This is a genomic window from Burkholderia sp. KJ006, from assembly GCF_000262695.1.
GTDB lineage: Bacteria > Pseudomonadota > Gammaproteobacteria > Burkholderiales > Burkholderiaceae > Burkholderia > Burkholderia vietnamiensis.
This window is the reverse complement of sequence record NC_017921.1, coordinates 1,990,605-2,012,014: the sequence shown is the minus strand read 5'-3', so window position 1 is coordinate 2,012,014 and position 21,410 is coordinate 1,990,605. Positions and strand designations below refer to the sequence as shown.

18 protein-coding genes and 3 pseudogenes are annotated in these 21,410 nt (G+C 64.2%); 12 read left to right on the top strand and 9 right to left on the bottom strand.

Features of this window, described 5'->3' with window-relative positions; translation table 11 throughout:
• Nucleotides 1-270: 270 nt before the first annotated feature.
• A complete protein-coding gene (locus tag MYA_RS22815; protein WP_011882462.1) occupies nucleotides 271-480 on the top strand; it encodes a hypothetical protein in 210 nt (69 codons plus the stop codon).
• Nucleotides 481-689: 209 nt separating this feature from the next.
• Nucleotides 690-971 (top strand): hypothetical protein, encoded by a 282-nt coding sequence (locus tag MYA_RS22810; RefSeq protein ID WP_041494195.1) that lies wholly within the window; start codon nucleotides 690-692, stop codon nucleotides 969-971.
• A 104-nt stretch (nucleotides 972-1,075) separates the two neighbouring features.
• On the opposite strand, the gene MYA_RS32270 is transcribed toward MYA_RS22810, so the two are convergent.
• Complete coding sequence (locus MYA_RS32270; RefSeq protein ID WP_011882460.1) at nucleotides 1,076-1,405, bottom strand: hypothetical protein; 330 nt, start codon at nucleotides 1,403-1,405, stop codon at nucleotides 1,076-1,078.
• Between the two features lie 201 nt (nucleotides 1,406-1,606).
• Here MYA_RS32270 and MYA_RS22800 point away from each other — a divergent pair.
• The 4 genes and pseudogenes from MYA_RS22800 to MYA_RS22785 all read left to right on the top strand — a co-directional run bounded on the left by MYA_RS22800 (nucleotide 1,607) and on the right by MYA_RS22785 (nucleotide 4,818).
• Nucleotides 1,607-2,257: pseudogene (locus tag MYA_RS22800) on the top strand (diguanylate cyclase).
• Between the two features lie 165 nt (nucleotides 2,258-2,422).
• Nucleotides 2,423-2,740, top strand: a complete 318-nt coding sequence (locus tag MYA_RS22795; RefSeq protein WP_014725239.1) for a co-chaperone GroES — start codon at nucleotides 2,423-2,425, stop codon at nucleotides 2,738-2,740.
• Nucleotides 2,741-2,820: 80 nt separating this feature from the next.
• Nucleotides 2,821-4,443, top strand: a complete 1,623-nt coding sequence (gene groL, locus MYA_RS22790; RefSeq protein WP_014725238.1) for a chaperonin GroEL — start codon at nucleotides 2,821-2,823, stop codon at nucleotides 4,441-4,443.
• Nucleotides 4,444-4,539: 96 nt separating this feature from the next.
• Nucleotides 4,540-4,818 (top strand): hypothetical protein, encoded by a 279-nt coding sequence (locus MYA_RS22785; protein ID WP_041494194.1) that lies wholly within the window; start codon nucleotides 4,540-4,542, stop codon nucleotides 4,816-4,818.
• Nucleotides 4,819-4,836: 18 nt separating this feature from the next.
• On the opposite strand, the gene MYA_RS22780 is transcribed toward MYA_RS22785, so the two are convergent.
• The 4 genes and pseudogenes from MYA_RS22780 to MYA_RS32530 form a co-directional block, all read right to left on the bottom strand.
• Nucleotides 4,837-5,355 (bottom strand): ferritin-like domain-containing protein, encoded by a 519-nt coding sequence (locus MYA_RS22780; RefSeq protein WP_011882455.1) that lies wholly within the window; start codon nucleotides 5,353-5,355, stop codon nucleotides 4,837-4,839.
• Nucleotides 5,356-5,423: 68 nt separating this feature from the next.
• Nucleotides 5,424-6,329 (bottom strand): manganese catalase family protein, encoded by a 906-nt coding sequence (locus tag MYA_RS22775; RefSeq protein ID WP_041494193.1) that lies wholly within the window; start codon nucleotides 6,327-6,329, stop codon nucleotides 5,424-5,426.
• 518 nt (nucleotides 6,330-6,847) lie between these two features.
• The gene (locus MYA_RS22770) at nucleotides 6,848-7,132 is read right to left on the bottom strand and encodes a hypothetical protein (protein WP_014725235.1); all 285 of its coding nucleotides are present in this window, start codon (nucleotides 7,130-7,132) and stop codon (nucleotides 6,848-6,850) included.
• Between the two features lie 373 nt (nucleotides 7,133-7,505).
• Nucleotides 7,506-8,148: pseudogene (locus tag MYA_RS32530) on the bottom strand (hypothetical protein).
• 194 nt (nucleotides 8,149-8,342) lie between these two features.
• Between MYA_RS32530 and MYA_RS22760 the strand changes: the two are divergent.
• The 6 genes and pseudogenes from MYA_RS22760 (at nucleotide 8,343) to MYA_RS22740 (ending at nucleotide 16,413) form a co-directional block, all read left to right on the top strand.
• Nucleotides 8,343-9,677, top strand: a complete 1,335-nt coding sequence (locus MYA_RS22760) for an NAD(P)/FAD-dependent oxidoreductase (protein ID WP_014725234.1) — start codon at nucleotides 8,343-8,345, stop codon at nucleotides 9,675-9,677.
• Nucleotides 9,678-9,748: 71 nt separating this feature from the next.
• A complete protein-coding gene (locus tag MYA_RS22755; RefSeq protein WP_014725233.1) occupies nucleotides 9,749-10,843 on the top strand; it encodes a potassium channel family protein in 1,095 nt (364 codons plus the stop codon).
• 101 nt (nucleotides 10,844-10,944) lie between these two features.
• A pseudogene (locus MYA_RS32260) lies at nucleotides 10,945-11,219 on the top strand (IS3 family transposase); the annotation flags it as partial.
• Nucleotides 11,220-11,780: 561 nt separating this feature from the next.
• Nucleotides 11,781-12,971: an EAL and HDOD domain-containing protein gene (locus MYA_RS22750; protein ID WP_014725232.1), complete on the top strand. Its 1,191-nt coding sequence runs from the start codon at nucleotides 11,781-11,783 to the stop codon at nucleotides 12,969-12,971.
• A gap of 214 nt (nucleotides 12,972-13,185) precedes the next feature.
• Nucleotides 13,186-14,883, top strand: a complete 1,698-nt coding sequence (locus MYA_RS22745) for a methyl-accepting chemotaxis protein (RefSeq protein ID WP_041494192.1) — start codon at nucleotides 13,186-13,188, stop codon at nucleotides 14,881-14,883.
• A gap of 654 nt (nucleotides 14,884-15,537) precedes the next feature.
• Entirely contained in the window at nucleotides 15,538-16,413 is an 876-nt protein-coding gene (locus tag MYA_RS22740) for a helix-turn-helix transcriptional regulator (protein WP_041494191.1), read from the top strand.
• 11 nt (nucleotides 16,414-16,424) lie between these two features.
• On the opposite strand, the gene MYA_RS22735 is transcribed toward MYA_RS22740, so the two are convergent.
• The 4 genes from MYA_RS22735 to MYA_RS22720 form a co-directional block, all read right to left on the bottom strand.
• Nucleotides 16,425-17,333: a D-aminoacyl-tRNA deacylase gene (locus tag MYA_RS22735; RefSeq protein WP_238539588.1), complete on the bottom strand. Its 909-nt coding sequence runs from the start codon at nucleotides 17,331-17,333 to the stop codon at nucleotides 16,425-16,427.
• A gap of 79 nt (nucleotides 17,334-17,412) precedes the next feature.
• Complete coding sequence (locus MYA_RS22730; protein WP_011882443.1) at nucleotides 17,413-18,015, bottom strand: LysE family translocator; 603 nt, start codon at nucleotides 18,013-18,015, stop codon at nucleotides 17,413-17,415.
• A complete protein-coding gene (locus tag MYA_RS22725) occupies nucleotides 18,016-18,828 on the bottom strand; it encodes a formyl transferase (protein WP_014725227.1) in 813 nt (270 codons plus the stop codon). It abuts the gene before it with no gap.
• Nucleotides 18,825-21,407 carry a lyase family protein gene (locus tag MYA_RS22720; protein WP_014725226.1) on the bottom strand — a complete coding sequence of 861 codons (2,583 nt, stop codon included), beginning with the start codon at nucleotides 21,405-21,407 and terminating at the stop codon, nucleotides 18,825-18,827. Before MYA_RS22720 ends, MYA_RS22725 begins: the two co-directional genes overlap by 4 nt.
• Between the last annotated feature and the right edge of the window lie 3 nt (nucleotides 21,408-21,410).

The following is a 21,410-nucleotide window of genomic DNA, read 5'->3' as shown; positions in this document are numbered from 1 at the left end:
GCAAAACTGCGGCCATTCCGTGGCCGAAAAGATGGGTTTCTGTGAAAGGTGTGTCACGACGTTACGCGATGCGCACCGCTTCGGGGCATGCATAACGGTCGGCGCCGGGCCCGGGTGCGCCGCGTAGGCCTCGGCGCGCAGCGGCGCAGCATGCGGCCCTTTTTCGATGAAATCCTCTAGCGCAACCGATGAAGTTACAGTTGTCGGGCGCTGCCTGCACGAGCCGCACGCCATGCTACGATTTCGCTCGTCTCAAAACAGATCGAAGCGATGCAGAGAAAGTTTGTGATGCGCGGGTATGAGATGAACTGCGAGCCGCGCGTGACCGAGAACGGCAAATATGCCGCGCAAGTCGAGGTGACGAAGCTGGGTTTCAGCCGCGAGGCCGCATTCCGCAAGCTGGGCGAATTCGACACCGAAGCCGAAGCCGTCGCCTACGCGAAGAAATTCTCGGAAGAATGGTTGAGCCGCTACGCATAGCGTGCCGACGGGTTGCGGAACCCTCGGGCAGTACGCTCTCCTGACAGCCGAACGCGTTCAACGAAGCCAGCCATGCCAGGCGTGCCACGTGCGATCGCCTTGATTCATTCCATATGGTTGCGAATGGCGACGTAAATTTGTAGATTGATCGGATGAATCGCCGGTATCGGCCGATGATTGGTAGAACGACACGCAACGGGAGACCGTCAATGTCAGCCTTGTGCATGCAGACCATCGTTCACGGCAGGACCGTCCAGGTCGTGCTCTCACCCGAGCGGCGAACCGCCAGGATCCACATCGTCGACGACGAATCGGGCAGCTATCCCCCGCGCACGATCAGCATCGAACAGTATTTGAGCGCCGGGATGACCGACGAGCAGATCGCGCGGCATGTTCTCGAAGTCGTCACGATGTCGGTCGAGCAACTCGCCAGATTGCAGCCGTTCGACCGCGCGAGCGGAAACTGCAACCGCACGCGCCATAGCCACTGATTCGGGTCGCGCCCGACTGCCGGCGTTTGCCGCCGGAGACCCTTTCCACGATTCATGCGCATCGCCGTATGCGGCACCGCATACGGCGAGCATTGCCGCGACTATCAGGTCTGCGTCTGCGGCTGCGCGCTGCCGGCATCGGCGGCCGCCGCGCCGAACCATTGACCGCACTGCGCGTATGGCTCGTCGCGGTCGTGCGCGAGCGCGGGCGGACGACCGCTCGTGCGGCGGCGGCGGGCGCCACTCGCGCCGAACGCGTCGAGCATCGCGAGCCCGCGCGGCGTCAGATGCGCGCGCCGATCGCCGTCGGCGCGGTGTTCCAGCATGATCAATTGGCGTGCGAGCAGCGTGTCGATTTCGGCACGGCCGTTGTCCAGCTGATCCGGCGCATGACGGATCAGCATCAAGGTCGCGAATTCGTGTGGACTCAGCATGTTCGTCTCTCATGTCAAAGCATCGCCTGGCGGCAACCCGATGCGCGACGAACCGGTGCGCTACCGTGCCGTTGCCTGCCTGGCCGATAACCCATCGAAGCACGCAGCGCGAGAACCGCGACTGCGTCGAGCGACACCTAAAATAGGTCACGCGTTGCGAATTTCAAGGGGCCGGCCGCTTTCGAAAGAATGGGAGGTTTCATGGACCTTTTCGACATCGTGAACGAGCAGATCGACGCCGTTCGACTGCCGCTCTATGCCGTGACCGTGACCGCCGCCGCACGTGCCGACACGCCGTTGATCGCGATCCTGCACTGGCATGGCTTGCTGCGCGAAACGCCGCTCGCGCTGCCCGGCATCGACGTGCCGCCGCGCCCGGTGCCCGGCAGCGCGATCCAGTTCGAGCGCCCGGGGCCGGCGCTCGAATCCGTCGAGGCGATGCTGCTCGACGCGGCATGGCGGTTGGGCGCATGGGAGCTCGAGCGCGTCGAGCGGCGCGCGTGCAATACGCTCGGCGCGTCGGCCGGCGAAGCGCTCGCGTGTCGCCAGGCGTTGGGCGACTACGGCGATTATGGCGACGACGCGTGCGCCGAACGTCATCTCGTCGACGGCGCGCCGGAGCGCGACGCGCTGATGCAGCTGGCGGCGCGCAAAGGCTACGCACGCTGGATGTTCCGTCCGGTCAAGGGCGGCCTCTGGCGCACGCTCGACGAACCCGACGACACACTCGATGCGGACGGCGGCCGACAGCCGCCGTGCCCGATCTTGCCGCGGCCATAGCGGCCGTCGCTGCAGCGCGCGGCGCCTGTTCGCTACCGGCTGGGCGAGGTGCGCCGCATCCTGATCCGTTGAAACATTTTGTTACAAACGCATCGTGCGCGCGGGTCTTGAAGCGCGTTCGCTCGCCACTATTTCGCTTTTCGCCGATCGACGGCACGACAGCGCATCGCGGCTTTCGCCGGTGGCTGCGCTGCCGGATTCCCTTATTCAGGTGATCTCATCGCTCAGGAGATGAAAATGCAGATTCGTCCCCTCTACGACCGGGTTATCGTCAAACGAATCGAACAGCAGCGGACGACGGCCTCGGGCATCGTCATTCCCGATTCCGCCGCGGAAAAGCCCGAACAGGGCGAAGTCATTGCAGTCGGCAGCGGCCGGCTGCTGCAGGACGGCTCGCAGCAGCCGTTGCAGCTCAAGGTGGGCGACCAGGTTCTCTTCGGCAAATATGCAGGCCAGACCGTCGAGGTGGACGGCGAGGAACTGCTCGTCATGCGCGAAGAGGACGTGATGGGCGTGCTCGAACCGGCATCGCCGGCTGCCCGCAAGGCGGCCTGAAGCGCGATGCGTCCGCGCCGCGCCGGCAGGCGGCCGGTGAGCGCGGCATTCCGTTCAACGACTTTACCCGGAGCAACGAAATGACTGCAAAAGACGTGAAATTCCGCGACGGTGCGCGTAGCCAGATCGTCAAGGGCGTGAATGTCCTCGCCGACGCGGTGAAGGTGACGCTCGGCCCGAAGGGCCGCAACGTGGTGATCGAACGCAGCTTCGGCGCGCCCGTCATCACGAAGGACGGCGTGTCGGTCGCGAAGGAAATCGAGCTGAAGGACCGCTTCGAGAACATGGGCGCGCAGATCGTCAAGCAGGTCGCGTCGAAGACGGCCGACGTGGCCGGCGACGGCACGACGACCGCCACCGTGCTCGCCCAGGCGATCGTGCAGGAAGGGATGAAGCACGTCGCGGCCGGCATGAACCCGATGGACCTGAAACGCGGCATCGACAAGGCCGTCGGCGCGGTGCTCGATGAGCTGCGCACACTGTCGCGGCCGATCTCGACGCACAAGGAGATCGCGCAGGTCGGCGCCATTTCCGCGAACGCGGACGACGCGATCGGCAAGATCATCGCGGACGCGATGGAGAAGGTCGGCAAGGAAGGCGTGATCACGGTGGAGGACGGCAAGTCGCTCGACAACGAACTCGACGTCGTCGAAGGCATGCAGTTCGATCGCGGCTACATCAGCCCGTACTTCATCAACGATCCGGAGAAGCAGGCCGCGTATCTCGACGACGCGCTGATCCTGCTGCACGACAAGAAGATCTCGAACATTCGCGACCTGCTGCCGATTCTCGAGGCGGCGTCGAAGGCCGGCAAGCCGCTGCTGATTGTCGCCGAAGACGTCGAAGCCGAAGCGCTCGCGACGCTCGTCGTGAACGCGATGCGCGGCATCCTGAAGGTGGCCGCGGTCAAGGCGCCGGGCTTCGGCGACCGGCGCAAGGCGATGCTCGAGGACATCGCGATCCTGACCGGCGCGACGGTGATCTCGGAGGAAACCGGCAAGCAGCTCGACAAGGCGACGCTCGACGATCTCGGTAGCGCGAAACGCGTCGAGGTGCGCAAGGACGACACGATCATCATCGACGGCGCCGGCGACGCCGCGCGTATCGACGCGCGCGTGAAGTCGATCCGCGTGCAGATCGACGAAGCGACGAGCGACTACGATCGCGAGAAGCTGCAGGAGCGTGTCGCGAAGCTCGCGGGCGGCGTCGCCGTGATCAAGGTCGGCGCGGTCACCGAGGTCGAGATGAAGGAGAAGAAGGACCGCGTCGACGATGCGCTGCATGCGACGCGCGCGGCGGTCGAGGAGGGCATCGTGCCGGGCGGCGGCGTCGCGCTGCTGCGTGCGCGCGCGGCGCTGACCGACCTGAAGGGCGCGAACGGCGATCAGGATGCCGGCATCCGCATCGTGCTGCGCGCGCTCGAAGCGCCGCTGCGCGTGATCGCGTCGAACGCGGGCGACGAACCGTCGGTGGTGATCGCGAAGGTGCTGGAAGGCAGCGGCAACTTCGGGTACAACGCGGCGACCGGCGAGTACGGCGATCTGGTGGAGGCCGGCGTCGTCGATCCGACCAAGGTCACGCGCACCGCGTTGCAGAACGCGGCGTCGATCGCCGGCCTCGTGCTGACGACCGATGCGACCGTCGCCGACGCGCCGAAGGACGAACGCGCTGAAGCCGCGCCGTCCCCCGAGCTCGGTTACTGAACGCGCCGACACTGGCGCCGCCGCTGGCCGGCGCGGCACGGTTCGGTGCGCGCGATATGCGCGCGCACCGTCTTTTTCATGTTGCAGAGACCGATCATGAAACTTCAGCTGTCGATCGATTCGAAGCCGCTGCACATCGAGATCGACGATGTCGTCGCGGGGCTGCTCGCCGCGCGGCTCGGCCTGCCGCCGGACGGCGACCACCGCGATGCGCTGGCCCGCTACCTCGGCGACGCGGCCGGCCCGTGGACCCTCGACGACGCGCACATGCGCAAGCGCGTGATGCGTCGCCTGATTCTCGACGTCGCGGATCCGACGCTCGTCATTCGGTACCTGATGGCCGACCAGTCCGAGCAAGGCGCAGCGGGTGCGTGATCGCGACGCTCGGCGCCGTCAGCGTTTCGCCGGCGCGTCGGTCTCATCGCGGGCGAGATAGGTGCGCACGACGCCCGCCATGTTGTGTTCGAGCCACGCGGCCATCGCCTGCTCCTCGGGCAGGATCCGCTCGCAGATCGTCATCGTCTCGCGGTCGCCGACGAAGCGCGCCGCTTCGATCAGGTTGCGATACGCGGCGATTTCGAAATGCTCGAAGGTGTAGCTCGCCATGCCGCCCTTGACGATCTCGTCGGAGGCGAACATGCCCGCGAGGCCCTGCACCCACGCCATCGTCTTGGCGCCGACGTCCTTCATCGTCGACACCGATCCGCCGCGCCGTTCGATGCAGCCGCGTATCAGGCGTGCCTGCTCGCGCGTTTCTTCGATGTGTTGCTCGATGCGCCGCTTCAGATCCGGATAGTGGTCGATCCGACCGGCCATCGACGTGAGCATCGTCTCCGCCTGTTCTTCCATCGCGTGCGCGTCGCGCAGCCAGTCCATCAGGTTTTCCTCTGCTGCGGTCGTGTCCGTGGTCATTGCGTTCTCTCCGTTCGATTGGGTGAAGCGGCGTTCCGCTCGCAAGCGCACATCCGTTGCGTGACGGTTCATGCGTCATCGGGTTCGTCGGCCGCGCCCGGCTGCGGCGTCGGTGCGCCGGAACCGAGCTCCGCGCCGGTCAGCGGATCGCTGTTGCGGTCCGATGCCAGCCGTTGCGACATCGCGTCGATCGCGTCTGCCTGCTCCGGTTCCAGCATGCCCTCCGCAATGCCGGTGCCGCCGTCGACCGCAGGCTCGCCGGGACGAATCTCCAGGCCGGCGCCGTGATTCCACGGGCCGACCAGCGGGGCAGCGTCCGGCTGCATGCGGAAGTACACGCGGTCGTAGGGCTCGACCGGCGGCAGCTTGCCCGGCGGGAAGTTCGCGGTGATCGCGTACAGCGCCTTCTCGAACGACTTCTGATGCGATACCTCGCGCGTCATCAGGAAGCCGAGCGCGTCGCGGATGCCGGGATCGTCGGTCACGTTGATGAGTCGCTCGTAGATGATTTTCGCGCGCGCTTCGGCCGCGATGTTCGAGCGCAGGTCGGCGGTCGGCTCGCCGATCGTGTCGATGTACGCAGCCGTCCACGGCACGCCGCCCGAATTGGTCAGCGGCGTGCCGGCGCCGTACAGCAGCTGCGTCACGTGGCTGTCGTTGCCCGCGCCGTGCAGCTTGCGGTACAGCTCGGCCTGCTCGTCGACGGCCTCGGCGAGTTCGCCCTTCGCGCCGCGATTGAGCATCGCGACCAGCGAGCCGATCACTTCGAGGTGGCTCAGCTCCTCGGTCGCGATGTCGAACAGCATGTCCTTGCGGCCCGGATCCTCCTCGGTGACCGCCTGCGTGAAATAGCGCATCGCGGCCGCGAGCTCGCCCTGCGGGCCACCGAACTGTTCGAGCAGCAGGTTCGCGAGCCCCGGATTGGGCGCATCGACGCGTACCGTGTACTGAAGCCGTGTGTTGTGAATGAACATGAAGTCTCCATGAAGTGGGTTGCGCGTGAAGATCCGCGATGGCCGTACAGCAGGAAGCGATCCCGCAGTCGATCGAGCGGCCGGTTCGTCGCTCGAGCGGTTGCCGCGCAGAGCGTCTGCGCTCGCTGCGCGACGAGCGGCGTGTTCGCGAACGTAGGTGCGGTTCAACGGAGCCTGAGCGGCGCGTGACGCCGCGCGAACGCGTCGTAGTGATGCGCGTAGCGATCGGACGATGACGGTGCGGTTCGGCGCAATGACCTGTGCGGGCCGACAAACGCTTGTGCCGCTACGGCAAAGTTCGTGGCCGTTTGAGGCGCTTTCGCGATGCGGGGAAGACGAGACGCGAGCGGCGCTTTCGCGATGCGTGCAAGCGTCGGCGGATTTTTCAAGCGCTTGTCATTTCGCTTACGCGCGGCAGAAGCAGCTTTATTGGAAGAGTCGATGCGGGGTTGCGTGTGGCCGGGCACGGCAGCTGGCCGGTGGGAAGGCAAGCCCGCGGTTTTCGCAGGCTTGCGTGCTTATCGCGCCTTCAGCATTTCGTCGGCGAGCCGATAGGCGGTAACGGCGCGCTTCGATTCATAGTCGGCGATCGACGACACGTTGCGACCGGCATCGCGCGACAACAGTCCTTGCAGTGCCGCGGCTGCGAAAAAATCGCGCAGATCGGGCATCGGCTGCTGCTCCGGTTGCGGCGCAGGCACGTCGATCGGCGGCGCGGGCTTCCAGAAGGTGGGCGAAGGCTCGGCGGCTTTCGCTACGGAAGCGGGTTTTCTGATGCTCACATCCTGGGACGGCGGCGTCATTTCTTCCCCTTCGATCGGATATCAGTTCGCGAAACAACGTAAGTCCTCGTTTTGCTCGGAGAGCGGCGTATTTTTTGTGTTTTGAAGAAGTACTAACCGATGGATCGACGCGAATATTCGCCGGTTATGCCGATCTCGTCAAAGAAAATAAATGAGTGCCGGCAGGCGGTGTGGCGCAGCACGTTTCGTTCCCGGCCGCGGCAAGGACGACATACGGTGCGCCGCGCGTGATTGATGGTATGGCCGTGCGAGTGACGTCGCTGTGACACGTGCAACGTGCGATGGCGAACAGGCGTGTGCGCGATTTTCGTGGTGATGTAGCGGCCGCGAGCGGATGCATCACCGTACGAACTCGCGCTACGGGACGAACGCGTCAGGACGGCAAGTACGTGAACGGCTCGCCGTCTTCGCGCTCGACGGACAGCAGCCGCCTGAGCTGATCGAGCGCGAACAACTGCTTGCCGTCGGCGGCGGCTTCGTCGATCGCGTCGTCGACCAGTTTGCGCGCCCGTGCGAGTATCACCACGCGCTGTCGCGCGATCTCGAGCACCATGCGTTGTTCGAGGCTGTAGTGGCTCGATTGCCGGTCGCTCGAGCGGCGCCAGCGTTCGCGCAGTTCGGCCCACGTGACGCGCTCGAACGCCGGCATCGTGCGTACGCGTGCGCCGGCTTGCGCCGGCCCCGGTTGCGCGCGCAATGCGCAGCGCTTCGCGAGCGCGCCATTCGTCTGAAAACGGCGCATAGACGTCGCGCGAGCGGCCGATCGGATTGGCGCGTTCGATTTCCTTTTCGAGCAGGTAGGTCAGCCGTCGCAGCGCGGAGCCGTGCGCGAGCATGTCGGGATCGAGCACGCGAATCCGGCGCGATGCGTCGGCGACATGCGCCTTCAGTTCCCACAGCGTCAGACGCAGATGCTGGACTTCCAGTATCAGGCGCTGCACGTCCGCATAGGTGCACTTCGTCCACCATTCGGTAAGGTCGTTCAGCTTCGGAGGATCGAATGGGGGGAGGATCATTGCCACTGCACAAACACTGTATGGATATACAGTTTAGTGCGCGGTAACATAGCGCCGTCAAGACGAAAAAATGGGGACGGCCGCTCGTGTGCCTTGCCGTGTGTTCGCGCACGATCCGACCTTCGACAGCCCGATTCGGCGGCGACCATCGCGAATGGCGATGCGCGGCCGGACACCTCACGCCACCGAGAACGATGACGACCACTTATCCGTTGCACGATGCATTGACCCGCGCCGACGCGGCGTTTCCGGCCGAAGCCGACGTGGTGATCGCCGGCGCCGGCATCATGGGCTGCGCAGCCGCTTACTATTTGGCGCTGCGCGGACTGAAGGCCGTCGTGTTCGACAAGTCGCGTATCGCCGGCCAGCAGTCGACGCGCGCGTGGGGTTTCGTGCGGCAGCAAGGCCGCGAATCCGCCGAAGTGCCGTTGATGATGGCCGGCATGCGGATCTGGGAGGGGCTCGAGCAGACGCTCGGCTTCGACCTCGAGTGGCGCCAGGGCGGCTGCCTGTACATGGCGGACAACGAAGAAGACTGGGCGTCGTTCCAGGCGTGGCTCGCCGTCGCCCGCGAGCACGGGCTCGATACGCGCACCGTCACACGCGCGGAGATCGACGGGCGCGTGAGCGGACTCTCCGCGCACGTGCGCACGCTCGGCGGGCTATATACGGCTTCGGACGGCCAGGCCGAGCCGCGCCGCGTGGCCGCCGCATTCGCCGCGCGCGCGGCCGAAGCCGGCGCGCGCTTCTTCGAAGGCTGCGGCGTGACGGCGATCGAGACGGCCGGCGGCGCGGTGGTCGGCGTCGCGACCGAGCGCGGCACGATCCGCACGCGGCGCGTGATCTGCGCGGCCGGCGCGACCAGCTTCCGTCTGCTCGACGGCGTCGGCATCCGTCTGCCGCAGCACGCCGTGCGCGGCACCTGCATGCGCACCAACGTGCTGCCCGCCGTGTCGGCGTCGACGATCTGGGGGCACGGCCTCGGGATCCGCCAGCGCCGCAACGGTGCGATCAATCTCGCGGACGACATGCAGGTCGACGTCGATCTCACCGTGGGTCATCTGCGCGGCTTGAGCCTGTTCTGGCCGGAATTCTGGTCGCACCGCGAGAAGTTCCGGCTGCATCTGAACGGGGCGGCGTGGCGCGACCTCAGCGCACGGGTCCGCGGCGCGATCGGGCCGATCGAGCCGCGCGATCCGCAGCCGCAGCCGAATCCTGCGCATGCGCCGCGCGCGCTCGGGAAACTGAAGGCGATCTTCCCCGCGCTGAAGGACGCGCAGATCGTCGAGGCGTGGGGCGGCCTGATCGACGTGCTGCCCGACGGGATTCCGGTGATCGATGCGCCTGAGGCGCCGTCGGGGCTCGCGATCGCGACCGGCTTCTGCGGGCATGGCTTCGCGATGGGGCCGATCGTCGGCCGGCTGCTCGCCGAGTGGATCGACACGGGCGAGCCGTCGCTGGACCTGTCCGCGTTTCGTGCGCGGCGGTTCGTCGACGGAACGATGGTGCGTCCGCGCAGCATGCTGTGACGCGCGTGGGCGCGCACGCTCCCGTCGTAGCCCGTCGTAGAATCGAGCCCGCATTGTTCAGGAGAATCCCGTTGGCAACGCCTTCCGACCAGCGCCGTTCGTTGCGCTCACGCCTGCGTCGCGCGCGCGACCCGTGGCAGGCGCCGCGCGTGCGCACGCTGTTCACGCGGCCCGCGACGTCGCCGCGTCGCACGCTGCTGTTTCGTCTCGGCGCGGTGGTCGTGCTGTGCATGCTGGCGTTCCTGGTGCTGTATCTCGACCGCGACGGCCTGCGCGATTCGACCAAGAGCACGCCGATGGGCGTCGCCGATCTCGTGTACTTCACGATGGTCACTGTCGCGACGGTCGGCTATGGCGACATCGTGTCGGTCACGGCGCGAGCACGGCTGATCGATGCGTTCTTCATCGTGCCGATCCGCATCGGCATCTGGTTCATCTTTCTGGGCACGGCGTATCAGTTCGTGATCCAGCGCGTCATCGAGGAATTCCGCATGAAACGGCTGCAGAAGCAACTGTCCGATCACATCGTCGTGTGCGGATACGGACTGTCGGGTTCGATCGCCGTGCGCGAACTGCTCGAGAGCGGCGTCGACCCGGCAACGATCATCGTGATCGATTCGCAGCAGCAGGCGCTCGAAGCCGCGACGTCGCTCGGCGTGACGGGGCTGCTCGGCGATCCGGCGCACGAGGATCTGCTGCAGCAGGCACAGGTGCGTGCGGCAAAGGCGGTGATCATCTCGGTGACCGACGATCCGACCGCGATCCTGCTGACGCTGTCGGTGCGCAGCATTGCGCCCGAGACGAAGATCGTCGTTCGGATCCAGGAGAATTTGTACCAGCGTCAGTTGCGGCAGGCGGGCGCGGACGTGATCGTGTCGTCGACGAAGATCGGCGCGCTGTTGCTCGCCGATGCGGTACACAGCCGCTATATCGTGCCGTTCGTCAACGACATGCTGTCGACGCGCGGCCGGGCGACGCTGGTGGAGCGCACGGCGCTGCCGCATGAGGTGGGGTGCATGACGAACGTCGTGCCGGGGGCGATCGTGGTCGGGCTCGATCGCTGCGGGAAGATCCATTCGTTTTATGAGGATCCGCCGTGCCGGATCGAGGCGGGGGATACGCTGGTCGTGATTCAGTCGGCGAGGATTCCGGAGGGGGATGGTTGAGGGAGGCTGCCTCTGATTAAATCCAAATTCGCTCGCAAAAAAGATTGAGTTGCACCTTGCGCGCATGAGGTGGCGATGCATGCGCGGTCCAGTAGTGACATTTGGCCCACGGGCGCTGCTTCCGGTTGTTCAACGTGATTGAAGATTTCAACCGCGAAGCCCTTGATATCGAGATCGACTTTTCGCTGCCGTCAGAGCGCGTGAGCCGTGCATGGCGAGGCCCAAAACGCTGCGGTGTGGTAACGCGCCGGAGTCTCTGAGCGCGGCGATTTTCGAATGGGCTCGACAGTACGACATTCGGCTGGACTACAGCCGTCCGTGCAAGACGCAGCAGAACGCATACCTCGAACGATACAACCGAACCGTTCGGTACGAATGCTGCCGGTTTTCCGCTCCCCGCGGATGAGATCGATCGCCTTCGCTGTCGGCACTTCATCGATCTTCACGAATCGATGAGGGTTTATCTGCCGTATCCGCGGACGTTGCAACGACGCGGAAGAAAGATTCATCGATTCCCAATTTCATCTGATGATTTAAACATTTCTCATTACGTCCAACACAATATTTTTCTCATCAGCCAATAAAAAAATTAATTCGCAGTTGATCGTTTGCGAGGGCTGGCAGTCACGCTGACGCGTCCGCGTGGTAGGGCAAGCGAACCGATTTACTCGGCCGTCTTGAGAAATGTCTCCTTGGCCGGCGAGCGCATCAATTACAGTAAGTTTGCAATGTGCCGACATACCGGTAAGAAGCGGAAGAAGAGCACGGGCAGGCGTGAACGTGGGTATCGAGCGACCGGCGATTGTCCGGAACATTTCGTACACATGGCGCGCACCGCAACGCATCCGAACCGCCCATCGATACGTATACGTTGCAGGAACCGCGCAGCGCAGCCAGTGACAGCAATAAGAGACGAAAAAAAACGGGGAATCAGGGAATGATCCAGGCTTGGCAACGGGTACTCAATCAGGGCGCATCGACGTTCGTCGCACGCCAGCCGATCGTCGACCGGGACGGCCGGACCGTCGCCTACGAGCTGCTGTTCAGGAACGGCCACACGGCCACCGCCGATGTCGTCGACGGCTTCGGCAGCACCGCACATGTCGTCGAGCGCACCGTGGGTGCGTTGGGCCTCGATACGGTGCTCGCGGGCCTCGACGGATACCTGAATTGCACGTCGCACTTCCTGCACTCCGATGTGCCGCAGATCTTGACCGGTCCGCGATTCGTGCTCGAAGTCCTCGAATCGTGTGAGCTCGACGAGTCGCTGAAAAAGCGCTGCAATGCATTGCGCGCAGCCGGCTTTCGCGTGGCGCTCGACGATGTCGCGAAGCTCACGCCCGACATCGTCGCGTTCCTGCCGGCAGTCGACATCGTCAAGCTCGAGTGGCCGGCATTCGACCCGCCGAGCGCGCGCGCGATGGTGGGCGATCTGAAACGCGCCGGCAAGATCGTGGTCGCCGAGAAGATCGATAGCCACGAGCAGTGGCATGCCGCAATCGGCAGCGGCTGCGACATGGTCCAGGGCTTTTACTTTAGCAGACCGCAGGTGATGGAGGCGCGCCGTCTGGTGCCTGACCTCGGGCAACTCGTGGATCTGCTCAACCTGCTGATCGAAGACGCTGGCGATCATCGCGTCATTCACGCGCTATCCGACATGCCCGTGCTGGTGGCGCAGGTTCTGCGCCTCGCCAACTGCTCCGGCAACGTGAACCCGAAGCGCACGGCCATCGCTTCGCTGCATCACGCACTCGCTGCGATCGGCACTACACGGCTATTCCAATGGTGCAGCCTGCTGCTCTACAACCATCCCGATCCGGAGACGGTTTGTCGAGATCCGCTGATCGCGCTAGCGAGACAACGTGCTTCCTTCATGCTGGACGTCGCGCTCTTCGAGTCCCCGAACGAGACGGCCTTCGCACAGACCGCTTACCTGACCGGCATGCTGTCGCTGTTGCACGTCGTCTACGGCCGGCAACAGGATGAGTTCGCAGAAGAACTGCCGCTCGAGCCGGGTATGAAAGCGGCTCTTACCGGGCGGTCCGGCAAGCTCGGAGAGCTGCTCGGCGCTGCCGAGATATTCGAGCGCGGACGGGATTCCACATCGGAGGGGCAAGGACAGAGATAGCCGATGGCACTTCCTTTGCCCGGCACGTCTGCGAAGGCCGAATGCGTCTCGCGAACCCATCATCGCCGGCCGAAGGAAGTCGCCAAGCGACCCGGAATACCGGGCGCAACTGCAGTGATTTCGATGGCGATCGGATGCGTCGATTTTGCGCTCGATCGCCGGTCGGCTTGATGAGACTAAGTCGTTATATGGAACGTCAAATGGAGAATGGCTTATGAAGTACTTAGTTAACCTGCGCATTGGAACTCGCCTCAGAGTGGGTTTTGGCATCACGTTGCTGCTGCTGATGGTGACGGGCGGACTCGCCATGTTGCAGGCATCGCGAATTTATGGGGGCACCCGTGAGATCGCCGACAACTGGCTCGTCAGCGTTCAGACATTGGGTGAAATCAGGGCGCTCGCCAACGGTGTCCGGCGGGCTACGCTCCGCTCCGTGCTGGAAAGCGAGGCTTCGGCGAAGAACAGCCAGCGTAGTCAGCACGATGCCGCGCTGGCATCCATGAAAGCTGCGATGGCCAGCTATGAGAAGCTCGTTTCTTCGCCCGAGGAGCGACAGCTTTTCGACAGTCTGGGTAAAGCATGGAGCGCATTCCTGGCCTCCGACGCTAAACTTCTGGCGCTGTCGGAATCGGGCGATGCCGGATTTGCTGCGGCCAGATCGCTTGCGACAGGGGAGTCTGCAATGCTGTTCGCGCAGGCATTGGACCTCGTCGAGCAAGATGTGAAGCTGAACCGCGCGGGCGCGGGCGTCGCGACGGCCGAAGCGGCAACCAACTATCACTCGACGATCCTGTTGACCGGTCTGTTGTGCGGCACGGCGCTGCTGCTGTCTGTCGCTGTCGCATGGTTGATTACCCGTTCCATCGTCACACCGCTCGGTCGCGCAGTCGGCATCGCGGAGACGGTCGCGCGCGGCGATCTCACGTCCAATATCGAAGTATCCGGTCGCGACGAGACGAGCCAGCTTCTGCTGGCGCTGCGGAATATGAACGCGCGGCTGCAGGACGTGGTGGGGCGCGTGCGCTCGAGCAGCGAAAGCATCGCGTCGGGCTCCGCGCAGATCGCTGCCGGCAACACCGATCTCAGCCAGCGTACCGAGGAGCAGGCGGCCTCGCTCGAGGAAACCGCGGCCAGCATGGAGCAGTTGACGGCGACGGTCAAACAGAACACGGAGAACGCGCGGCAGGGGAACACGCTCGCCGGCAATGCTTCTGAGGTCGCGGTCCGAGGCGGGCAGGTGGTGGCGAAGGTCGTCGATACGATGCACGACATTTCCCACAGCTCGGCAAAGGTCGCTGAAATCATCGCCGTCATCGAGGGCATCGCCTTCCAGACGAACATCCTCGCACTGAACGCGGCCGTTGAGGCAGCCCGGGCCGGCGAGCAAGGTCGGGGCTTTGCCGTGGTGGCGAGCGAAGTGCGGGCGCTTGCGCAGCGAAGCGCTTCGGCGGCCAAGGAGATCAAGGAGCTGATCAGTCAGTCGGTGGCCAAAGTGGAGGCCGGCACGTCTCTCGTCGACAACGCCGGCGCCACGATGAACGAGGTCGTCGTCGCGGTAAAGCGTGTCACCGACCTCATGGGCGAAATTGCGTCGGCGTCGGTCGAGCAGCATACCGGCATCGAGCAGGTCAACCAGGCGGTCATGCAGATGGACGAGGTCACGCAACAGAACGCCGCGCTCGTGGAGGAGGCGTCCGCCGCGGCGCAGTCGATGGCATCGCAGTCGAACACGTTGCGCGAACTGGTTTCGATCTTCCGCCTGCCTGACGGGATGGCGGTCACGGCAAGCCAACCGGAGCGTGCGGCAGAGGTCCAGCCGCGCCCGAAGCCGGCTGTGCGAAAGACGGTTCAACGCAAAACCGAGGCCGCAGTCGTTGCCAATGAAAGCGCTGCGAGCTGGCAGTCGTTCTAGTCCGTGATGTGTTCTGGTTTCTGATGGACCGCCGGCGGGCGCATGCGCCCGCCAGCGTCGTTTCTTGTTGAACGGGGCGCTGTGATTCGGCCCAGTAAAAATTTCCGACTTCGAAGTCGAAATTTCCGGCGTGACGTTGTCCTCGAGACGAGGAGTCACCCCGTGAAAACGGGCAAGTTCACCGAAGAGCAAATCCCCTGCGCGTATTACCGCCAAAGCAGTGGCCGGCCATGGCCGCTTAGTTTCTGCTTCTGAATTCCACGTAAAGCGGGGATTATCACGCCAGCCTCCTCCGGGACAGCATTCATCGAATCCCGCTGGCTTCGTTCGCTGCGTGCATTTTCCGACAAATTTCGCCGAGATGGCGTTCCTCGCTTTGCGATTCAGTCCAATCATCTGTCCCGTTCCGAATTCGCGCGATATATACCCGTGCAGTCCGGCGCGAATTCGCGACGCATCGTTCGACCATTTGGGGCGCACTTAAGGTAATCTAACGACGCATGACTACACTCGCCGGTGAGGACAGAGCGGCTTCGCGCGTCACTGGCGGAGCTTCCCCGGCGTGGTGCAACGTGCTTCAGAACGCGCGTGCGGTATCTCTCCAGCAGGAAAGCCGTCGTTTCGCATCAGATTCCCAACCTACGATTGCGACACATGTCTTCTTCAAACTCGATTACGGTTCGAGGCGCGCTGAATTCGGCTGGCGCCGAAGTCGTTCGATCCATGCAATTGCCGTCGGGCATCATCCTGTCAGAATGGACAGGTCATAACACGCTGACCGAATATAAGAGTTCGTCCGAGAACGTGCTGAGCGTCTATTTGTCCGGTGGCGAGAATTGTGCGCAGGTCGATGGCCGGCACATCGTACGCCGAGGCTTTAAAAGCGCGGTCTGTCTGTTCCCGGTCGGCGAAGGCGAATCGCAGTGGCGGATTACCGAGCGCCTCAATTTCCTGCATATTTATTTCGATTTGCCCAATCTGGAGCCCAGTCTGATCCGGTCCTTGCGCCAGCCGGCGGAGGCTTACCGGTTCCGCGAGGTATTCCAGGAGGCGTCCCCCGTCATCAGCGCGGCCGCGACCAGCATCGCGCAGGCCGACTGGAACGATGACACGCTGTCGCTCGGCATCGATAGCCTGATGAGCTGGATTCTGCTGAATGCGATCAGGCGTTACGCGATGGCCGACCTGGAGCGCGTGGATGCGCGCGGCCGGCTGTCGGCGAAGCAGGCCGAGCAGATCCGCGAATATTGCAACGCCAATCTCGGTGAGGCCGTGCGGCTCGAGCATCTTGCCGATCTGGTCAATCTCAGCCGCTATCACTTCCTGCGCAAATTCAAGAACACGTTCGACCGGTCTCCGCACGCATTCTTGACCGAATTGCGGATGCATCGCGCGCACGACCTGCTGAAACATACCGATCACAAGATCATGAGCATCGCACTCGAGTGCGGCTACGCCCAGCACAGCCGGTTCTCCACCGCGTTCAAGCGGCATTACGGCTATTCTCCCGGCGCGGTGCGCGGAAAGTGACAACGCCGACGTCAAGCGACGGTTTTCGCATCGTTGATCAGGCCGGCCAGATCGGGTGACCTCAATTTTCGATGCGAGAGCGCGGGAACGCCAAGTTCGCTCGCGAGACTACGCACCTGCTGCTTGTGCGCGCCCTTAAGGTTGTCATGAAACGCGATCGCATCGACACCGCCCTTGATCGATCGGGCACACGCGAGCAGGTCCGCCAGTCGTTCGGGCGAATCGTAACCGTACGCGACCAGCCAGTGATTGGGCAGCACGTGCGATAGCGCGAGTCCTTGCGTGTCGCCGTAATCGCGCAGCAGTTGCGTGAAGCCGGGCTCGAAGTGGACGCCGCCGATACAGAGCAGCGAGATCGCCGGTCGAGCGATTCGCTCGCCTACCGTCAGCAACGCGCGTGCCAGCACGTCGGCGGCGTCGGGGCACGCCCAAGCGTCCGCGGTGCTGCCGATTTCCAGATCGATGACCGACGGCTCGACGGCGGAGACCAGGCAACCGGACTGCGCGCCGTAGAGCGGGCCGGACCAGTGCGTGGCTTCCATCCAGGTCGAATACGAATCCAGGCCCGCTTGCCGGCGCGCGTGCTCGACAGCCAGAAACAGGCCGCGTGTGACGGCTGGGTCCACCGGGCTGAACGTTCCGCTTTCCATGTCGCCGGTGGTCTGGATCGTGAAGATCCGGTCGGGCGCGTTCTTCCCTTCATGCCAGTTGACGATCACGATCGCGTCGGCGTCGGCGAAGACGCTGTTCGCCAGCGGGGCGTAGCGCCGATAGTCGTGGCTGAACACGTTGTCGAGCTGCAGCAGGCTGTAGCGCACCGCGCCGGATTGCGTGTGCAGGATGGGGCGTCCGTCCACGACGCCATCGGCGTGCCAGTCGATGCCTGATGCCAGAAGTCGCGCGAGCACGCGCGACGACACCGGGTCCTTGTCGAGATCGGTACAGAATGCCAGGACGATGTGATTCACGGTCGAGCGTTTCCTTGAGGGGCGAGCGAGTTCAGAACAGCAGGAACACGATCGAAGAGGCGGACAGCAGCGCCATGATGCGCTGGAGCGTCTTGCCGTGCAGCATGCGGTGCATCATGAGACCGCATACCGCCCAGATCGAGTTGCACGGGAAGAAAACGATCCCGAGCGTGAGCGACAGGAGCGTCGCGTCGACGTAGGCGTTCCCCGTCAACGGCAGGAACGTCGACGCCGCGCTGGCGCCGAGCAGCCAGATTTTCGGATTGACGATCTGGAGCAGGGCTGCCTCGCCGAACGTGATGGGACGCTCGATCGAGCGGCGTTCGGCGTGTTCGGACTGAGCCGTGTAGAGCTTGTAGGCGAGGTACAGGATGTACGCGGAGCCGACCACCTTGAGTGCGTGTTGCAGCAACGGGTGACGGCTCATCACGCTGAACAGCCCGAGCGCGACGACCATGAACAGGACGACCACGCCGACCGAGATGCCGGTCAGCGATGGCAGCGTACGCCGATAGCCGAATTGCGCGCAGTTGGCGGTCGTCATCAAGTTGTTCGGCCCCGGCGAAATGATCAGCGGGGTCGAGAACAGGATGATCTGCAGCAACTTGCCGACAAGTGCATCGTCAACGTTCATCTAACTGGTCTCCTTGCCGCGATTCGGGCCTGCCGCCAGCCGGCGGCGAATGGCGCCGAGGTGATGCACGAGTTCGACGAGCGGGCCGCGGTCGCGCATGCGATAGGTGGAGCCGACGTTCGGCTGCGGCTCGCTGCTCCATGCGGCGATGTCGGGTTCGCGCTTCAGGCGCACCACGAGGCTGTCGATTGCGGCTCGTTCGGCGCGCGAATAGAGCGTTTCCGAATTGTCGTCCGCGCAGAACCGAACCGAATGGCGGCTGATGATGGCGCCGGTATCGAGGCCCGCCGACACGCGGTGGATCGTCGTGCTCAGCTTGTCGAGTTCGCCGTGGTGCAGCGCAAAGAAGAAGCAGTGATTGCCTCGGTAGTACGGCAGGTGGCCACCATGGATGTTGATGATGCGGTCGGCCGGGACGAGCGACAGCAAGGCCTCGCCGATCTTCTTGGTGCCCATCACGATATAGACGTCGGAAAGATCGTCGCGCAGCGCATCGAGCACGGTCGTGTCGTTGATCCATGACGTTTCCAGATACCGCACGCCCGCATGACGTCGAAGCGCGTCCCATGTGCGCGGTTCCCGCTCGCGAACGAAGTAGCGCCGCCGGTACGCGTCATAGCCGAACAGCCTGCGTCGCCATTCGTGATAGCGCGTCCACAGATACGCGCGATAGTGGCCGTTGCGCAGCAGGCGCGATGCCTGTTCTCGCCCGGGCTCGACGATGACGCGAACGCGTCCGAACGCGTCGAGGATTTCCGCGGCGAGATACAGATGATGCGGGCCGTCCGAACAAAGCAGTGTGATGTTTGTCATGCTTGCACACTCATGAAGCACCGATCGAGCGCCTGCCTTACCGCAGTCTCGCGCGATTCGCACGATCGCTGGCGTCGGCGCTGCTCCAGCAGGCGGGCGGCGAGTATCGTCAGCGCGGCGTGCGTGTTGCGCGTCGACGGTCCGCCGCCGCCGTCGAGCCGGTCGAACACGTGCGCCCCTTCGAATTCGTCATGGAGACGCCCGAGCAACGCGGCCGCGGCGGAGCCGAGCGGATCCGCTGCGGCATCCGGCGCGGCATCGGGCGGGCTCGACAGTACGCGACCGACCGCCGCGTGAGCGTCCCTGAACGATGCCATGCGTTGCTGCACCAGCGATTCCGCAACGAGCGTTGCGCCTGCGTTGCCCATGTCGATCGCGCGGCGCGCGGCGTTGGCGTCGAAGCGGATGCCGTCGATCGAATAGACGAGCACGCTCAGCATGTCGATGACGAGTCCGCTCATCTCGCTGACGGTTTCCACCGCAGTGCGGCTTGCCTGATAGGAGTTGCCGGTCGGCAGATGCGATAGCGAAGAGAGCGCCGTGGCGCAATATCCGGCGATGCGATCGTGGCCGAGGCGCAGCCATTCGAGCAGATACGGATTGCGTTTTTGCGGCATGTTGGACGACCCGCCGTACATGCCGTCGGGCAGCGTGACGATCGCGATTTCGCGCATCGACCAGAGCTGAAGATCCGTCGCGATACGGTTCAGATTGCTGCTCAACTCGGTCAGCAGGCAGGCGCAGCGCAGCGCCGGATTCTTGTCGGTGATCGCGCTCAGCGAGTTGAGCGGCCCCGTCGAGAAGCCGAGCAAAACCGCCGTGCGCCGCGGGTCGGTGACGAACGTGGTGCCCGCACCGGCGCACGCGCCGAGCGCAGAAGAGCCAAGACCGTCGCGCAGTGAGGCCAGCGCATCGAGCGTGCCGAGCAATATCTCGCACTGCGCGACGAGATAGTGGCCCGCCGACCCCGGCATCGCGGTCTGGTATTGGCTGTAGATCGGCAGCAGGACCTCGGCCGAATCCGCGGCGCGTCGTGCGAGCGTCTCGCCGAGATCGACGACGCGCCGCGTGACATGCGACAGCGCCTGACGCACGGTCAGCAGGAGGTGCGTGGCATTGATGTCATTGCGTGAGCGCGCCGCCTGAATCATGCCGCCCGTGTCTCGTCCGCAGCGGTCGATCACGTACTGCTCGTAGTCGAAGTAGTCTCCGCGACCGGAAACATGTTCGCTCAACAATGCCGGATTCGCCTCCAGCGTCGTTACCGCTTCTCGCAGCGAGCGAAACTGTTCCGCGCTGAGAATCCCTTGTTCCCGCAGCATGATCAGATGGGCCTTCTCGATCGCGAGCAGATTGACCGTCAGCTTGCCGAAGCATGGGGGAGAGGATTCGTAGACGATGTCGTGAATCGCGTCGCGGTCGGGAATCGTCCGCTCCGGATCGTCGTAGAGCACGCGTGAACGCATCCGCAGCGACAGCGCTTTCCGGAGCACCGAGGACGCGCTGCGGCCGAACGAAATCACGTAGCCGGCGCGATCCGAAAAGTCGAACTTGCCGGCGTTGACGCCTTCGTCGCGAAACAGCCCGGCATCCGCGCAGTCGTCCGGAAAATCGATACCGACGTAGCGGCGCCCGACTTCCGGCACGACGAACGCAACGGCGCTGTACAGCGCGGGTGTCGGTACGACGAACTGGCTGCGACCCGACAGATGGCTGCGCACGTACAGGTCGGCGATCGACCACCCATACGCACGTTCCATCAAACGGGGAATCATGCCGCCGGCCAGGCGCGCATTGATCTCGATGATGGCGATCGTGTCGCCGTGGACCTTCAGTTCCGTGTGCGCGGGACCGAACGCGTAACCGACCGCATCGAGCGCCCGCCGCACGGTATCGACGATGCGGGCCTGGGTCATCGCATCGAGGTCGGCAGGCAGGACGTGCGCCAGCTCCAGGAAATGGGGCGGTTTGGTCAGGAACTTGCGTGTGACTGCGAGCACATGGTGTCCGTCGGCGTCGCTGAACGATTCGACGGAGAACTCCGCGCCCGGAATGAAGCGCTGGCAAATGAACGCGCCGCCCGATGTGTCCGGAAAGTCCTGCTCGCGTTCGACAAGGCGCACGCCGATGCTTCCGGTGCCCTGCCTGGGCTTCACGATGACCGGATAGGTCAGCTTGCGCGCGGCATCCGCCGATTCGATCGCCGTCGTGTACGGGTACGGGACGCTATGGTCGCGCAGCGTATCCTGAAGCCGCAACTTGTCCCGGCATAAGGCGACGGCCTCCGCGGGCGTGCCAGGCAGGCCCAGGCGCTGCGACAGTCGTGCGGCGTTCTCGATGAACGCGTCGCTCGTCGACGCGATATAACGCACGTCCGGAATCTCGCCGACGACGCGCTCGAGCGCGTCGACAGACTGCGTGTCGCAATCGATCACCCGAACGGCAGGCGACAGTCTCGCGAGAAAGGGATAGCGCGCGCGGTCGCGCACGAGAAAGCAGGTTTCGTCATGGTTCAGCGACGTGTCGAGCAGGCTTTGCCCGAACCCGGTGGTGTTCGATTCGATGTAGACGATCGCCATGAT

Coding starts and splice junctions, on each gene's coding strand:
- MYA_RS22815 (WP_011882462.1), top strand. CDS start 271: ATGCAGAGAAAGTTTGTGATGCGCGGGTATGAGATGAACTGCGAGCCG.
- MYA_RS22810 (WP_041494195.1), top strand. CDS start 690: ATGTCAGCCTTGTGCATGCAGACCATCGTTCACGGCAGGACCGTCCAG.
- MYA_RS32270 (WP_011882460.1), bottom strand. CDS start 1,405: ATGCTGAGTCCACACGAATTCGCGACCTTGATGCTGATCCGTCATGCG.
- MYA_RS22795 (WP_014725239.1), top strand. CDS start 2,423: ATGCAGATTCGTCCCCTCTACGACCGGGTTATCGTCAAACGAATCGAA.
- groL (WP_014725238.1), top strand. CDS start 2,821: ATGACTGCAAAAGACGTGAAATTCCGCGACGGTGCGCGTAGCCAGATC.
- MYA_RS22785 (WP_041494194.1), top strand. CDS start 4,540: ATGAAACTTCAGCTGTCGATCGATTCGAAGCCGCTGCACATCGAGATC.
- MYA_RS22780 (WP_011882455.1), bottom strand. CDS start 5,355: ATGACCACGGACACGACCGCAGCAGAGGAAAACCTGATGGACTGGCTG.
- MYA_RS22775 (WP_041494193.1), bottom strand. CDS start 6,329: ATGTTCATTCACAACACACGGCTTCAGTACACGGTACGCGTCGATGCG.
- MYA_RS22770 (WP_014725235.1), bottom strand. CDS start 7,132: ATGACGCCGCCGTCCCAGGATGTGAGCATCAGAAAACCCGCTTCCGTA.
- MYA_RS22760 (WP_014725234.1), top strand. CDS start 8,343: ATGACGACCACTTATCCGTTGCACGATGCATTGACCCGCGCCGACGCG.
- MYA_RS22750 (WP_014725232.1), top strand. CDS start 11,781: ATGATCCAGGCTTGGCAACGGGTACTCAATCAGGGCGCATCGACGTTC.
- MYA_RS22745 (WP_041494192.1), top strand. CDS start 13,186: ATGAAGTACTTAGTTAACCTGCGCATTGGAACTCGCCTCAGAGTGGGT.
- MYA_RS22740 (WP_041494191.1), top strand. CDS start 15,538: ATGTCTTCTTCAAACTCGATTACGGTTCGAGGCGCGCTGAATTCGGCT.
- MYA_RS22730 (WP_011882443.1), bottom strand. CDS start 18,015: ATGAACGTTGACGATGCACTTGTCGGCAAGTTGCTGCAGATCATCCTG.
- MYA_RS22725 (WP_014725227.1), bottom strand. CDS start 18,828: ATGACAAACATCACACTGCTTTGTTCGGACGGCCCGCATCATCTGTAT.
- MYA_RS22720 (WP_014725226.1), bottom strand. CDS start 21,407: ATGGCGATCGTCTACATCGAATCGAACACCACCGGGTTCGGGCAAAGC.